Genomic DNA, 14,807 nt, shown 5'->3' on the forward strand with positions numbered 1-14,807 from the left:
GCCACTGGCCGTGAAGAAGGTGCACAGATCCTGACCGGTGGTGAAGCACGTCAGGAAGTCGGTCAAGGTTTCTATATTGAACCGACCATCTTTAAAGGCACCAATGACATGAAGACCTTCCAGGAAGAAATCTTCGGGCCTGTACTGGCTGTGACCACCTTTAAAGACTTTGATGATGCGATCAAGATTGCCAATGATACGATTTATGGTTTAGGTGCCGGTGTCTGGTCACGCTCAGCGCATACCTCCTACCGTGCAGGACGCGCGATTCAAGCGGGTCGGGTCTGGACCAACTGTTATCATATTTATCCTGCACATGCGGCTTTCGGTGGTTATAAAAAATCAGGCATTGGACGTGAGAATCACAGAATGATGCTGGATCATTATCAGCAGACTAAAAACTTGCTAGTCAGCTATTCGACCAAACCGGCTGGTTTCTTCTAAGTATGAATTTTCTCAAAAGCGAACTGCGGTTCGCTTTTTTGTTTTATTCAAGTTTTTTAATATCTGGTAAATTTTTCTGCTCTTGATCGTTGACCAGCAAAATAAAAGTCTGAAAATCACAAAAACAGGAATAAAACTGTATAAAAAACAAATTAATACTTTAACTTAGAAGGACTTCGCCTAAGTTTTTCATTTTTTATGCATTTTAACTGTTCAAAAAACCTGCATAAAGCCCTGGCTTTCATTTAAAGTCGGCTTTTCATGATTCCCAAGACTGTGTATAACATTGAACCACTATAGGGAAACTAATAAGCATAGGCAAAATTGCTTAAAAAGCGTTAGACTATGTACCCAATAATGTCATGATTCGGTCTGATCAAGATCAAAAAAGAAGGTGAAGGTTGATGCCGCTCAATACTGTTGAAGAGCTTGTAGCAGATATCCGTGCAGGAAAAATGGTCATCCTGATGGATGATGAAGATCGTGAAAATGAAGGCGACTTAGTGATTGCTGCCACGCACGTACGTCCTGAAGACATCAACTTCATGATCACCCATGCACGTGGTCTGGTCTGCCTGACTTTAAGCAAAGAGCGTTGCCAGCAGTTGAATCTGCCTTTGATGGTCGATGCAAACGGTGCCCAGCATGGAACCAATTTTACCCTGTCAATTGAAGCAGCCAAAGGTATTTCTACCGGGATCTCACCGGCTGAACGTGCGCACACGATTCAAACTGCGGTGGCTGCTCATGCCAAACCGGCAGATATTGTACAGCCAGGACACATCTTCCCGCTGATGGCGCAGCCGGGTGGCGTATTGCACCGTGCCGGGCATACCGAGGCAGGTTGTGATCTTTCTCGTTTAGCAGGACTGGAACCGGCTTCGGTGATTTGTGAAATCATCAATGAAGATGGCACGATGGCGCGCCGTCCGGATCTTGAAGTTTTTGCTGAAAAGCATGGTTTGAAAATTGGCACCATTGCCGACCTGATTCATTACCGCATGACCAATGAGCAAACGGTTGAGCGTCTCGATCATCAAAAACTCGACACCGAATACGGCACATTTGATTTATATCGTTATCGTGAACTGGGCAACCCGGATATTCATTTGGCCCTGGTCAAAGGCGAGCCTAAACAAGGCGTGACCACCGTTCGTGTACATGGTTTTAATCCGACCCGTGATTTGCTCAAACTGAAAAAACAGGACGGCGAACCGGCCTGGAACTTAGACCGCGCATTAAAAGAAATTTCCAATAGTGATCGTGGTGTACTGGTCTGGATTGGGCAACGTCATTTACAGGATTTGGGTCCAGCATTAGATACCTTAAATGCACCAAAAAATGTAAAATCAAATGCTGCACTGTCTCAGCAGTATCAGACCATTGGTGTCGGTGCACAAATTTTGCGTGATCTAGGCGTTGAAAAAATGAAGCTGCTCAGCTCTCCATTGCGCTTCAATGCACTATCAGGCTTTAACTTAGAAGTGGTGGAATACATCACCGCACAACAAACATCTTAAGAAATTATCGAGGTTGTTATGGCAGTTCGCCGTATTGAAGGTATGTTACATCTCGCGAACGAAGACCGTTATGCGATTTTAGTTGGTCGTTTTAACAGCTTTGTGGTTGAACATCTGTTAGAAGGTGCCATTGATACATTGAAACGTCATGGTGTATCAGAGGATAATATCACTGTTGTTCATGCACCTGGTGCCTGGGAACTTCCTGTAGTTGCGAAAAAACTGGCAGCTTCAGATCGTTTCGATGCCATCATCGCGCTTGGCGCCGTGATTCGTGGTAGCACGCCTCACTTCGATTTCGTTGCAGGCGAATGTGCCAAAGGTTTAGGCGTGGTTGGCCTGGACACTGGCTTACCTGTCATTAACGGTGTACTCACTACGGACAGTATTGAACAAGCGATTGAACGCTCTGGAACAAAAGCAGGCAATAAAGGTAGCGAAGCTGCCCTGACTGCGATTGAAATGGTTAACTTGTTAAAGGCTATTTAACGCTATGTCGCAAACACTTCAAGCAACTTATGCAGCAAAACGTAAAGCACGTCGCTTTGCTGTACAAGGAATTTATGAATGGCAAATGAGCCACAATCCGGTGCATGAGATTGAAGCACGTACGCGTGTGGAAAATGCCATGCACAAAGTGGATCTGAGCTATTATCATGAATTGTTGACTCAAGTGGTTGCCAATCATGAAGCATTGGATGCGCTCTTAATCCCGGTACTCGATCGCGAACTTTCTGCACTTGACGGTGTTGAACTTGCGACCCTTCGTCTTGGTGCATATGAACTTAAAGAACATCTTGAGATTCCATATCGCGTGGTTCTAGATGAAGCGATCGAGCTGGCTAAACATTTTGGCGGTGCCGATAGCCATAAATACATCAATGGTGTATTGGATCGTTTAGCGACAACTTTGCGTGCAGCAGAAAAACAGCAGTCTAACTAATAGCGTAGATTCGTTGTATGGCTGAATTTTCGATTATCGACACCTATTTCAATCGCAAGAATGCCAATTCTGTCGATCTGGGCGTCGGTGACGATTCAGCCTTGCTCACCCCTCCTCCTCAGCAACAACTGGTCATCTGTGCCGACACCCTGATTGCTGGACGCCATTTTCCAATGAATACCAATCCGCATGCGATTGGCTGGAAATCTGTGGCTGTCAATTTATCTGATATTGCCGCGATGGGCGCAACCCCGCACAGTATTTTACTCGCATTGAGCCTACCCCAAATTGATCATGACTGGCTAAAAGCTTTTAGTCAGGGTTTATATGATTGTTGCGATCAATTTGGTGTGAGCTTAATCGGTGGTGATACCACTCAAAGTCCTCATTTAACCCTGTCTATCACAGCATTGGGCTGGGTGGATATTGGTCAAGCCATTCCACGCTCAGGTGCGAAACCCGGTGATCTGATCTGTGTCAGTGGAACTGTCGGTGATGCAGCTTTTGCACTCCAGCATCTTGGTCATCCACTGCAAAAACGTCTGGACTATCCAACGCCACGTTGTCAGCTCGGTGCTGCCCTAAAAGGTCTGGCGCATAGCATGATTGACGTCTCGGATGGTTTGGCCCAAGATCTTGGACATATTCTCAAAGCCTCTCAAGTCGGTGCCAAGCTGCAACTTGAAAACCTGCCGATCAGTCCCACCCTGCATGCTTTAAACGATGAGCAAAAATGGCAATATGCCCTCGCTGGTGGCGATGATTACGAATTATGCTTTACAATAAGCCCGCAAAATTACGAAAAATTATTGCAAAAACAACTTGATGTTTCGATTAGTATGATCGGCACAATTCAGCAGCAACACGGCTTAACTTTTGAAAAAGATGGCGTAGATCATTCACTTCAATTTAATGGGTATCAACATTTTGCATAAACCTGCGATTAATTTTAAAGCCATGTCATGGATCGACCGACTGATTGTCTTTAGTGGGGTTGGTTTTGGTTCTGGTCTGGCACCTAAAGCACCCGGTACCTTTGGTTCGGCCTTTGCACTTTTATTTATTCCTATTTGGCTGCATCTTGGTTTTCTAAACAGTGTTTTTGCCATTGCCATCATGTCCCTGGTTGGCATATATATCTGCGGGCATACTGCTAGAGTCATGGGTGTACATGATGATGGCCGCATCGTCTGGGATGAATTTGCCGGACAATCCATCACATTTTTGCCCCTGATCTACTTAGGTCAGATGAACTGGTTATGGTTGCTCATCGGTTTTGCGCTATTCAGATTATTTGATATCTGGAAACCTTGGCCGATCCGTGTGATTGACCGACAGGTCGACGGTGGCTTCGGCATCATGCTGGATGACATTATTGCCGGCCTTTGGGCTGCTCTTTGTATTCTGCTTTATTTTTACTTCATCGTGGCATAAGCCATATTTAGGATTAGAACATGTCAACGACTGTTATTATTCTTGCTGCAGGTAAAGGAACGCGCATGCGCTCTAGCTTACCGAAAGTATTACAACCCCTTGCAGGACGTCCTTTACTGGGTCATGTCATTGAAACGGCAAAAAAATTAAACGCAGATAATATTATTACGATTTATGGTCACGGCGGTGATCGGGTTCAGACAGCATTTGCACAAGAGGATATTAAATGGGTCGAACAGGCTGAACAGCTGGGTACCGGTCATGCCGTACAAATGACCTTGCCTGTCCTGCCACAAGACGGCGTCTCGCTGATTCTTTCCGGCGATGTACCGTGCATTAATCCTGTGACCTTGCAAAAATTACTCGATGCCACTGCAGAAACCGGTATTGGTCTGGTGACGCTTACCCTGCCAGATGCCAATGGTTATGGTCGTATTGTACGTGAAAATGGTGAAATCCAGGCCATTGTGGAGCACAAGGATGCTTCCGAAGAACAGCGTCAGATCAAGGAAATCAATACCGGTATTTATGCCGTCAGCAATGCCAAGTTGCATCAATGGCTGCCAAATTTAAGCAATGACAATGCGCAGGGTGAATATTACCTGACTGATATTGTCGCGATGGCTTTGGCAGATGGTATACAAGTTGCATCGGTAGAACCTGAGCAGGCTTTTGAAGTTGAAGGGGTAAATGACCGCGTGCAGCTCGCTGCTTTAGAGCGTCAGTTCCAGTCTTATCAAGCCAAACAGCTAATGCAGCAAGGTGTACATCTGATTGATCCAAGCCGCTTTGACTTGCGTGGTAATTTAACTGTCGGTCAGGATGTCCGCATTGATATCAATGTGATTATCGAAGGTGATTGCGAGCTGGGCGACAACGTTGAAATTGGCGCTGGCTGTATCATTAAGAATAGCAAGATTGCAGCTGGCACCAAGGTTCAACCATATAGCATTTTTGACAATGCTATCGTTGGTGAAGATACCCAGATTGGACCTTTTGCACGACTCCGTCCGGGTGCACAATTGGCCAATGAAGTGCATATCGGTAACTTTGTTGAAGTTAAAAATACCTCGATTGGTCTAGGCTCTAAAGCCAACCATTTTACCTATCTGGGTGATGCTGAAGTTGGTGCAGGCTCAAACATCGGTGCAGGGACTATTACCTGTAATTACGATGGTGCCAACAAATTTAAAACAATTATTGGTGATCAAGCCTTTATTGGCTCGAACAGTTCATTAGTGGCACCTGTGAGAATTGGTAACGGTGCTACAGTGGGTGCAGGCTCGACGATTACCCGTGATGTGGAAGACAACAGTTTGGCAGTAGAGCGCTCTAAGCAATTTGCCAAAGAAAACTATCCACGTCCGCAAAAAATCAAGAAATAAGGGGAACAAATATGTGTGGTATCGTCGGTGGCATTGCGGAACGCAGCATTACCAATATTTTGATTGAAGGCTTAAAACGCCTGGAATACCGTGGTTATGATTCAGCAGGTTTGGCACTCATTAACAACAGCCAAGTCCTACGTGAACGCCGTGTCGGTAAGGTTGCAAACCTTGAACAGGCTGTGAATGAATCCCAGATTAGCGGTTCACTCGGCATTGCGCATACACGCTGGGCCACCCATGGCAAACCGACTGAAGAAAATGCCCATCCGCATATTTCTGAAAATGTAGCAGTGGTCCATAACGGGATTATCGAAAACTATCAGGAACTGAAAGATGATCTTGAAGCTTTAGGCTATGTGTTTACCTCACAGACTGATACTGAAGTGGTTGCCCATCTGATCAATGATGCGCTGAAATCTACCCCGAGCCTGTTAGAAGCTGTACGCCAGGTGGTTCCACAACTGAAAGGTGCCTATGCACTGGGTATCGTACATACTGACCACCCTGATGAACTGATTACCGTACGTGAAGGTTCTCCGCTCGTCATTGGTGTCGGTATTGGTGAAAACTTTATCAGTTCTGACCAGTTGGCTCTGCTCCCGATTACCAACCGTTTTATTTATCTTGAAGAAGGCGATATTGCCCGTTTGACCCGTACCACGATTGAAGTCTTTGTCGATGGTCAACTTGTCGATCGTCCGGTCAAGGAACTGGATGCTGCCGTCAGCAATGCTTCTAAAGGTGAATACAAGCACTACATGCTCAAAGAAATTTATGAGCAGCCTGAAGCGATCAAACAGACCATTTCCCAAGCTTTAAATGGCAATGACCTGCGTGAAGATTTTCTTGCCAGTGCGGAACAAGACTTTGCAAAAATCCAGCAAATCCAGATTATTGCCTGCGGTACCAGCTATCATGCCGGCATGATTGCCAAATACTGGTTTGAACAGCTGATTGACCTGCCTTGCCAGGTCGAGATTGCCAGCGAGTTCCGTTATCGCACTCCGGTGATTGTGAACAACACGCTATATGTATGTATTTCCCAGTCCGGTGAAACTGCCGATACCTTGGCTGCCTTACGTGATACACAGAAACGTGCAACTGCCAAAGGCCTCGACATTAGCACGATGACGATCTGTAACGTGGCAACCTCTTCGATGGTACGTGAAACAGATTACAGCCTGCTGACTTTAGCTGGTCCTGAAATTGGCGTGGCTTCCACCAAAGCCTTTACCACCCAGCTTGCAGCCTTGATGCTGTTGGTACTGAAAATCGGTTCTGTAAAAAATACTATTTCTACAGAAAAAATGACGGAAATTACCACAGGACTTTGGCATATGCCTAAAGTCATGCTGGATACCTTGCGTCATGATGATGAGCTTCTACGCCTTTCTGAACTGTTTGTTGAAAAGCAGCACTGCCTGTTCTTGGGCCGTGGTACGCATTTCCCGATCGCACTGGAAGGCGCACTCAAGCTGAAAGAAATTTCCTATATTCATGCTGAAGGTTATGCTGCAGGCGAACTGAAACACGGGCCATTGGCACTGGTTGACAATGACATGCCGGTAGTGATTCTGGCACCACAGGATGACATGCTGGATAAGCTCAAATCCAATATGGAAGAAGTTCAGGCGCGTGGTGGCGAGCTATTTGTGTTTGCTGATGAAAACAGCGGCATTAAAGCCAAAGAACGCCAGCATGTGGTACATATTCCGGCAGTCAATGCAGTGCTGGCACCGATTGTGTATAGCATCCCGGTGCAGTTATTGTCTTATCATGTGGCAGTGCTACGTGGTACGGATGTGGATCAGCCACGCAACCTGGCAAAATCGGTTACCGTAGAATAATTAAAATTGAATCAAGGCTGGGGAACCGGCCTTTTTCTTCTGAATGGAGAGCCTCTAAATGACAAAACTGACTTGCTTCAAAGCCTATGATATTCGTGGCAAACTGGGTACAGAACTCAATGAAGATATCGCCTACAAAATTGGCCGGGCTTATGGACAAATTTATCAACCTAAAACAGTAGCCATTGGTTGTGATATACGACTCAGCAGTGAAGAGCTAAAACAGGCCACCATTCGCGGCTTGAATGATGCCGGGGTCAATGTGCTGGATCTTGGCATGACCGGGACCGAAGAAGTTTATTTCGCAGCTTTCCACCTGGATGTTCAGGGTGGTATTGAAGTTACTGCCAGCCATAATCCAATGGACTATAATGGGATGAAACTGGTGCGTGAAAATGCCCGTCCGATCAGTGCAGATACAGGCTTAAAAGAAATTCAGGCCTTGGCCGAATCAGGGCAATTCATTGAAGTTAGCCAAAAAGGTCATACGGAAAAATATAATATCCTGCCAGAATTTATCGACCACCTGATGACCTATATCGATCCGGCAAAAATCCGCCCGATGAAACTGGTGATGAATGCTGGTAATGGTGCCGCAGGACATGTGGTTGATGCGCTTGAACAGAAGTTTCAACAACTCCAGATTCCGGTTGAATTTGTCAAAATTCACAATGAGGCCGATGGTAACTTCCCGAATGGCATCCCGAATCCAATTCTGGTTGAAAACCGTGATAGCACCCGTGATGCAGTCATTCAGCATGGTGCGGATATGGGCATTGCCTGGGATGGCGACTTTGACCGCTGCTTCCTGTTCGATGAAAAAGGGCAGTTCATTGAAGGTTATTATATTGTTGGCCTTCTGGCGCAGGCATTCCTGCTGAAGCAGTCTGGCGAAAAAATTGTCCATGACCCGCGTCTGGTCTGGAATACGCTGGATGTGGTAGAGCAGTATCAGGGGATTACCGTCCAATCAAAATCAGGGCATGCCTTCATTAAAGATGTCATGCGTGAACATAATGCGGCTTATGGCGGGGAAATGAGTGCCCATCACTATTTCCGTGATTTTGCTTACTGTGACAGCGGCATGATTCCATGGTTACTGGCTATGGCGGTACTGTCTGAAACAGGAAAATCCTTATCTTCTCTTGTGGAAGAAATGATCGCCAAGTTCCCATGTTCAGGTGAAATTAATTTTAAAGTGGCCGATACCCAGGCAACCATCCAAAAACTTTTCGATCATTATGCCGATCAAAAACCAGAAATTGACCAGACCGACGGCGTCAGCCTGAATTTTGGTAGCTGGCGTTTTAATGTGCGCGCCTCCAATACTGAACCATTATTGCGTTTGAATATTGAAAGCCGCCGTGATCATCATCCACGACCGATGCAGGACTATGTCGATGAGCTGACCCAGCTGATCCAGGGCAATGCTTAAGTCCTCAAAAAGCCTGAAAACAATGCCCTTAAACCAGAGAAAAGACTCCAGTTTTTAGGGTACTTTTCCGGCCTGAAGCTTTTATGAAAAATGTTTTTCGAGTATATCCACTGTGATATTTGTATTCATTTTTCGCGCAAACAGCATGCCTGACTTCTTCATTTTATCAAAATCAGACACATCTAAAGTTCTTGGATAATCCGGCCCGGAATCCCAGTCAATATATCTTAGCCCTGTTTCACAATCCTCTATCCTATGCTGGACATGATAGATGCGTTGCTGAAAATGGGAATTATAAATAATGGTATGGAAAAAGATTTCATCTGCACAGAGTGAAGATTTAAAGGTTTTTGCATAATCCGGATTCGCTTCCAGATAATCCAGAATAAATGTCACCGCCTGATCGGTGAGAGTAATCCAGTTTGAACCTTTATATAGTTTAGGTAAATGAGAAATATCCTGTTTACGGAAGTGCCGGCAATACCATAATGCCCATCTGTTCAGGAACTGAAATAATGGTGATTTAGCTTTCTGATACATAATCGGTAAATACAGGACATTCACCCGTTGTTCCACATCATCTGGTAAATCATCATGACCCACAAACTCGGTCTGTTTTTGATATTCTTTTTCTAGAAATAATTCTCTTGCGGTATTGAAACATAAAGGAATGTCATCTCCGGACAGGAAGAAAAAATAGCCGTAATCATATTTTTGTGCTTCCTGCAGGAGTTTTAACATGACTTCAATTTGGCTATAGCTGCCCCATCGTACATCTGTCCGGTCTGCTAAAAAATATACCTGATCAAGCTGTCCGAATTGAGTATGAAATGGGGCAAGGTCGGCTTTTTGATCGACATGAATAAGAATAATACTATGAGGACTTTTCAGCAGCTCATTCACCAGAAAAACCAATGAATGGGTAAGTTGATGACAAATAACCCCATAAATAAAATTCATATCTATGATCCATATCCTTTGGGGTTCTGCTTTTGCCATTTCCAGCTATCGGCGAGCATATCCTCCAAGCCATATTCGGGTGTCCAGCCCAACTCTTTTACTGCACGCGCATTGTCTGCATAGAAACTTGCCAAATCACCATCACGTCGTGCAGCGAACTCAAACGGAATCTGGATCTGATTCACTTTCTCAAAGGTATCTTTCAGGGTTAATACCGATATCGGTTGGCCCGTACCAATATTCCAGGCCCGGCAGCCTTGATGCTTTAAACGATTCTGAATTGCTAAAACATGTGCTTTCGCTAAATCCACTACATGAATAAAGTCACGCTCACAGGTGCCGTCGGCCGTGTCGTAATCATGGCCAAAAATAGACAGCTTTTCACGCAGACCTACCGCAACTTGAGTCACAAAAGGCATCAGATTGTTGGGAATACCCAATGGATCTTCACCAATCTGTCCACTTTTATGCGCGCCGACCGGATTAAAATAACGTAGCAAGGCAATGGACCAACGTTCATCTGCAATTGCTACTTTTTCTAACATCTGCTCAACAACCAACTTGGTATAGCCATAATTATTATTCGGCATACTTAAGGGCATATCTTCCTGATATGGAGAAGGATTATCTTCACCATACACAGTGGCGGAAGAGCTAAAGACCAGTTTATACACCTGTGCGCGCTGCATCGCCTGAACCAGACTAATTGAACCGGCAATATTATTATCAAAATAAGCCAATGGAATCTGCTGGCTTTCACCGACTGCTTTAAGACCGGCAAAATGAATTACCGCATCAATCGAATTTTGCTGAAAGACCTGATCGAGTAACTGGCTATCCCGGATATCGCCTTCCACAAAGGTCAGGCTTTTTTTGGTCAGCTTTTCTACTCGGCTTAAGGACTCGGAGGAGCTATTGCACAGATTATCAAGTACAATTACCTCATGTCTGGCATTCAACAATTCTACACAGGTATGTGAACCAATATAGCCTGCCCCACCTGTGACCAAAATTTTAGCCATTTGACTTTCCTAATAAAATTTTAATGAGGCCTTGGGTAGAACCGTCCAAACCATCCAGATCGGTTTGTTCACCATTCAGTATTGGCAATAGCTGGTTGGCAATTTCCTTGCCTTTTTCTACGCCCCACTGGTCAAACGGATTGATATTCCACAGCACGGACTGGACAAATACCTTGTGCTCATACAGTGCAATAAGCATGCCCAAACTGTATGGATTGAGTTCCTGCAATAACAGGGTACTGCTCGGCTGATTACCTTCATACTGTTTATAAGCCGGTAAGCTCGCCAATTCAGTTTGATCCAGTGCTTCATTGCCAAAAGCCAGTAAGCGCGATTGCGCCAGACAGTTGGATAAGGCCAGATGATGTTGTTCGACTAATGCTTCAGCGCTGTCTGCATAGGTATATTGCTGGCTGTTATAACGTTCTACCGGTGCAATAAAATCACAGCTGACTGACTGCGTACCCTGATGCAATAACTGATAGAAGGCATGCTGGGCATTCGGCCCGACCTCACCCCAGATAATCGGGCAGGTATCTAGCTGGACTTTCTCGCCATTACGTTGAATTGATTTGCCGTTGGATTCCATTTCCAGCTGTTGCAGATAGGAGGCAAAATATTTCAGCCGACCATCATAAGGCAGAATTGCATGGGTCTGAATATCCAGAAAATTGGTATTCCATGCTCCCAAAAGCCCCATCAATACCGGAATATTGCGCTCAAAAGGCTGGTACTGGAAATGCTGATCAATTGCATAAGCACCAGCCAGCAGCTGCTTGAAGCCTTCAATCCCGATACTCAGGGCAATTGGCAGTCCGATACAGGACCAGAGTGAATAACGCCCGCCGACCCAGTCCCAAAGCAATAACTGGTTTTCCGGTACGATACCCCACGCCGTCATTTTTTCCGGTTTGGTCGATACTCCAATAAAATGATGCTTGAGAATATAAGGATGTTGACCTAAGGCCTTTTCCAGCCACAAGCGTACCGTCTGAGCATTGGTCAGGGTATCAATGGTGCCGAAGGATTTGGAGGAAATAATAAACAGTGTCGTTTCCGGACGCAGCTGATGCAACAGCTCAGACAACTGACTGCCATCCATAGTCGAAACAAAATGTACGTTGAGTGGCTGGGCAGACTGGTATTTAAAATCAGATAAAGCATGCGTGACCATCAAGGGACCGAGGTCTGATCCGCCCACCCCGATATTGACCACATCCTGAATGACTTCCCCGGTGGCACCGCGACGCTGTCCGGCATGAATCTGTTCCACCAGCGCATACATACGCTCCAGCTGGGCATGCACATCAGCTGCCAGATCAGCATGCTGTTGATCCTGTTTGGGCAGGCGCAGTGCCCAGTGCATGGCAGCACGCTGCTCGGTATAGTTGATTTTTTGACTGGAAAACAGGGAGCCAATCCAGGATCTGAGGTTCTGTGCATCGGCCCATTCGATCAGGCCTTGTATCACATTTTGATTGATTCTGTGTTTGCTATAGTCAAATAGCAGTTGTTCAAACTGAATGGAATATCGATTAAAGCGCTCCGGGTCAGCAGCAAACAGTTCCCGCAGATGCTCAGACTGAAGTTGTTCTTTGTTCGAGGCGAGTTTCTGACACACAGTTTCAGTGTCGAGATTTGGATTAAAATGGCTCAACATTAACGTCCCACCCCAATATAATTAAAACCGCGTGTCTTGACATACGTCGGATCATACAGATTACGCCCATCCAGAATCAGGGGATGCTGCATTAGCTTGATCAGATATGGATAATCCGGACTGCCGTACTGTTTCCATGCCGTCATCAGACACAAGGCATACGCCCCTTCCACAGCCTGATACTGGTCTTTACACAGGATCAGGTCTTCCCGTGGCCCATAAACCTTTTCAATATTTGTGATTGCCTGAGGATCATGCAGCTTGACCGTCACGCCTTGTGCCCACAAAGCGGTCAGCATGGCATGTACCGGAGACTGCTGGATACTCGGCGTGTTTTCCTTAAAGGCTGCACCCCAGATCGCAATAACTTTACCCTTTAAGTCTCCACGGAAATAGTTCCAGAGTTTACGAAACAGTAATTCTTTTTGCTGTTCGTTAATGTCCCAGACCTGTTCCAGCAACTGGTTTTTTACCCCTGAATCTGCCACGGCGTGAGTAAGCGTCCGGATATCATGGGAGAAATTCTCTCCACCAAAACCAACGCCGGGGAACAGATAGGCAGAACCAATCCGGTTATCCGCAGCCATGCCTTGCCGTACCTGTTCAATATCAATGCCAAGCTTTTCTGCCACACTGGCCAGATCATTCATATAACTGATCCGGGTGGCGAGCATGCCGGAAATACTCAACTTGGTAAATTCGGCATCCAGAACCGGCATAAATAGATACTGCTGCGCGCGTGGAAATAATGGACGTAATAATTCTTTGATTTTAGGCTGGATATCTGCATGATCACAGCCCACAATCAACTGGGTGGCCTGAGTAAAGCTACGCAGTGCATTCCCTTCCTGAATAATATCTGGCAGATAAATCCAGTCATCATTCGGCAGCAACTGCTGAAAGCGCTGCGTGCCATGCAAGCCAAAGGTCGAGGCATTAATCATCAGCTTGGGATGGGCAAAACAGGCATGCCGGATGGTGTCCAGCATCTGAAACGCTTGCTGTTCTTCAGTCGCATTAAAACTAAAGAAAAACACATCCTGATTAAAATCCAGATGCTGAAAATCGCAACAGTTTAAAAAACCAGATTTTTCCTGTTTTTGCAGTAATTGTTGTAGAGATTCATCCTGGAAATAGGGCCGGGCCGACTCATCTGCATTGAAGCTGTTACACCAGACCACCTGATGACCACATTCAGATAAAAGAGCTGAAATGACTCCGGAAAATAAGGTTTTTCCCAATACTGCGACTTTCATAATATTCCTTGATTATTATAATGCCAGTTCCTGAATTAATGCTTTAAACTCGGCACCGAGTTTAGGATGATCGACGCCATAATGTAAAACAGCTTTTAGATAACCTAACTTGCTGCCACAGTCAAAGGTCTGACCTTTCATGCGATAGGCTTCTACGGCTTCGGTTTGCTGCAGCATGGCGATGGCATCGGTCAGCTGGATTTCATTGCCTGCCCCGCGTGGGGTCTGTTCTAAAAGCTGCATGATTTTTGCCGGCAGAATATAACGCCCCACCACAGACAGATTCGATGGTGCCGTCCCGACTGCCGGTTTCTCAACGATCCCTTGCATGACTATACTTTCACCTTCCTCAGGTGATGCAGCAACATCAACAATGCCATACTGGTCGACCAGATGTTCAGGCACTGCTTCAACCATGATTTGTGAAGCTTGAGATTGTACATAGCGCTGAATCATGCGTGACAGGTCATTTTCCGGATCCTGATCTTTCACCAGCACATCCGGTAACAGCACTGCAAAATCATCATCACCAATCATGGCTTTGGCACACAGTACCGCATGACCCAGACCCAAAGGCTGCGGCTGGCGTACACTAATCACACTCACGCCTGCAGGCAGAATCTCCGTAATTTCTTTCAGCAGGTCGATTTTGTTTTTTTGCTCAAGGGTGGTTTCAAGCTCAAAGTTACGGTCAAAATAATTTTCAATCGAAGCCTTGGAAGAATGGGTCACCAGAATAATCTGCTCAATTCCGGCAGCAACGGCTTCACGCACCACATATTCAATTGCAGGGCGATCCACAACAGTAACCATTTCTTTCGGAATGGATTTACTGGCAGGTAAAAAACGCGTACCTAGACCCGCCACAGGGAGAATCGCTTTTTTAATCATATCTATA

Annotated in this window: 14 protein-coding genes; 9 read left to right on the top strand and 5 right to left on the bottom strand. The window is 45.6% G+C overall.

Features of this window, described 5'->3' with window-relative positions; translation table 11 throughout:
- From ACP7BU_RS12185 to ACP7BU_RS12225, 9 genes are all read left to right on the top strand, one after another.
- Positions 1-444, top strand: a 444-nt coding sequence (locus tag ACP7BU_RS12185; protein WP_425880006.1) for an aldehyde dehydrogenase family protein, incomplete at its 5' end; no start/stop codon positions are given.
- Between the two features lie 404 nt (positions 445-848).
- Complete coding sequence (ribBA, locus tag ACP7BU_RS12190; protein WP_180075476.1) at positions 849-1,964, top strand: bifunctional 3,4-dihydroxy-2-butanone-4-phosphate synthase/GTP cyclohydrolase II; 1,116 nt, start codon at positions 849-851, stop codon at positions 1,962-1,964.
- A gap of 18 nt (positions 1,965-1,982) precedes the next feature.
- Positions 1,983-2,453, top strand: coding sequence for a 6,7-dimethyl-8-ribityllumazine synthase (ribH, locus tag ACP7BU_RS12195; protein ID WP_004280926.1), 471 nt, complete (start codon positions 1,983-1,985; stop codon positions 2,451-2,453).
- 4 nt (positions 2,454-2,457) lie between these two features.
- On the top strand, positions 2,458-2,907 hold the full coding sequence (gene nusB, locus ACP7BU_RS12200) for a transcription antitermination factor NusB (RefSeq protein WP_004280924.1): 450 nt from the start codon (positions 2,458-2,460) through the stop codon (positions 2,905-2,907).
- A gap of 17 nt (positions 2,908-2,924) precedes the next feature.
- Positions 2,925-3,842: a thiamine-phosphate kinase gene (gene thiL / locus ACP7BU_RS12205; protein WP_425880007.1), complete on the top strand. Its 918-nt coding sequence runs from the start codon at positions 2,925-2,927 to the stop codon at positions 3,840-3,842.
- The gene (locus ACP7BU_RS12210; RefSeq protein WP_085064581.1) at positions 3,820-4,341 is read left to right on the top strand and encodes a phosphatidylglycerophosphatase A family protein; all 522 of its coding nucleotides are present in this window, start codon (positions 3,820-3,822) and stop codon (positions 4,339-4,341) included. Before thiL ends, ACP7BU_RS12210 begins: the two co-directional genes overlap by 23 nt.
- A gap of 20 nt (positions 4,342-4,361) precedes the next feature.
- Complete coding sequence (glmU, locus tag ACP7BU_RS12215; RefSeq protein WP_425880008.1) at positions 4,362-5,726, top strand: bifunctional UDP-N-acetylglucosamine diphosphorylase/glucosamine-1-phosphate N-acetyltransferase GlmU; 1,365 nt, start codon at positions 4,362-4,364, stop codon at positions 5,724-5,726.
- Positions 5,727-5,737: 11 nt separating this feature from the next.
- Positions 5,738-7,576 carry a glutamine--fructose-6-phosphate transaminase (isomerizing) gene (gene glmS, locus ACP7BU_RS12220; RefSeq protein WP_313565195.1) on the top strand — a complete coding sequence of 613 codons (1,839 nt, stop codon included), beginning with the start codon at positions 5,738-5,740 and terminating at the stop codon, positions 7,574-7,576.
- A 58-nt stretch (positions 7,577-7,634) separates the two neighbouring features.
- The gene (locus ACP7BU_RS12225; RefSeq protein WP_005108344.1) at positions 7,635-9,011 is read left to right on the top strand and encodes a phosphomannomutase/phosphoglucomutase; all 1,377 of its coding nucleotides are present in this window, start codon (positions 7,635-7,637) and stop codon (positions 9,009-9,011) included.
- Between the two features lie 81 nt (positions 9,012-9,092).
- On the opposite strand, the gene ACP7BU_RS12230 is transcribed toward ACP7BU_RS12225, so the two are convergent.
- Genes ACP7BU_RS12230 through galU form a run of 5 tightly spaced genes read right to left on the bottom strand, consistent with a single transcriptional unit; the run spans position 9,093 to position 14,800 of the window.
- On the bottom strand, positions 9,093-9,971 hold the full coding sequence (locus ACP7BU_RS12230) for a beta-1,6-N-acetylglucosaminyltransferase (RefSeq protein ID WP_425880009.1): 879 nt from the start codon (positions 9,969-9,971) through the stop codon (positions 9,093-9,095).
- A gap of 2 nt (positions 9,972-9,973) precedes the next feature.
- Positions 9,974-10,993 carry a UDP-glucose 4-epimerase GalE gene (gene galE / locus ACP7BU_RS12235; protein ID WP_005108342.1) on the bottom strand — a complete coding sequence of 340 codons (1,020 nt, stop codon included), beginning with the start codon at positions 10,991-10,993 and terminating at the stop codon, positions 9,974-9,976.
- Entirely contained in the window at positions 10,986-12,653 is a 1,668-nt protein-coding gene (pgi, locus tag ACP7BU_RS12240) for a glucose-6-phosphate isomerase (RefSeq protein WP_425880010.1), read from the bottom strand. Before pgi ends, galE begins: the two co-directional genes overlap by 8 nt.
- Entirely contained in the window at positions 12,653-13,909 is a 1,257-nt protein-coding gene (locus ACP7BU_RS12245; protein WP_425880011.1) for a nucleotide sugar dehydrogenase, read from the bottom strand. The genes pgi and ACP7BU_RS12245 overlap by 1 nt, the downstream gene beginning before the upstream one ends.
- A gap of 15 nt (positions 13,910-13,924) precedes the next feature.
- Positions 13,925-14,800, bottom strand: coding sequence for a UTP--glucose-1-phosphate uridylyltransferase GalU (galU, locus tag ACP7BU_RS12250; protein WP_425880012.1), 876 nt, complete (start codon positions 14,798-14,800; stop codon positions 13,925-13,927).
- Between the last annotated feature and the right edge of the window lie 7 nt (positions 14,801-14,807).

It is taken from the genome of Acinetobacter sp. 40AMC3-4 (assembly GCF_049898185.1).
In the GTDB taxonomy this organism is placed as follows: Bacteria; Pseudomonadota; Gammaproteobacteria; order Pseudomonadales; family Moraxellaceae; genus Acinetobacter.

Coding starts and splice junctions, on each gene's coding strand:
- ACP7BU_RS12225 (WP_005108344.1), top strand. CDS start 7,635: ATGACAAAACTGACTTGCTTCAAAGCCTATGATATTCGTGGCAAACTG.
- ribBA (WP_180075476.1), top strand. CDS start 849: ATGCCGCTCAATACTGTTGAAGAGCTTGTAGCAGATATCCGTGCAGGA.
- galE (WP_005108342.1), bottom strand. CDS start 10,993: ATGGCTAAAATTTTGGTCACAGGTGGGGCAGGCTATATTGGTTCACAT.
- galU (WP_425880012.1), bottom strand. CDS start 14,800: ATGATTAAAAAAGCGATTCTCCCTGTGGCGGGTCTAGGTACGCGTTTT.
- ACP7BU_RS12245 (WP_425880011.1), bottom strand. CDS start 13,909: ATGAAAGTCGCAGTATTGGGAAAAACCTTATTTTCCGGAGTCATTTCA.
- pgi (WP_425880010.1), bottom strand. CDS start 12,653: ATGTTGAGCCATTTTAATCCAAATCTCGACACTGAAACTGTGTGTCAG.
- thiL (WP_425880007.1), top strand. CDS start 2,925: ATGGCTGAATTTTCGATTATCGACACCTATTTCAATCGCAAGAATGCC.
- nusB (WP_004280924.1), top strand. CDS start 2,458: ATGTCGCAAACACTTCAAGCAACTTATGCAGCAAAACGTAAAGCACGT.
- ACP7BU_RS12230 (WP_425880009.1), bottom strand. CDS start 9,971: ATGAATTTTATTTATGGGGTTATTTGTCATCAACTTACCCATTCATTG.
- glmU (WP_425880008.1), top strand. CDS start 4,362: ATGTCAACGACTGTTATTATTCTTGCTGCAGGTAAAGGAACGCGCATG.
- ACP7BU_RS12210 (WP_085064581.1), top strand. CDS start 3,820: ATGGGTATCAACATTTTGCATAAACCTGCGATTAATTTTAAAGCCATG.
- ribH (WP_004280926.1), top strand. CDS start 1,983: ATGGCAGTTCGCCGTATTGAAGGTATGTTACATCTCGCGAACGAAGAC.
- glmS (WP_313565195.1), top strand. CDS start 5,738: ATGTGTGGTATCGTCGGTGGCATTGCGGAACGCAGCATTACCAATATT.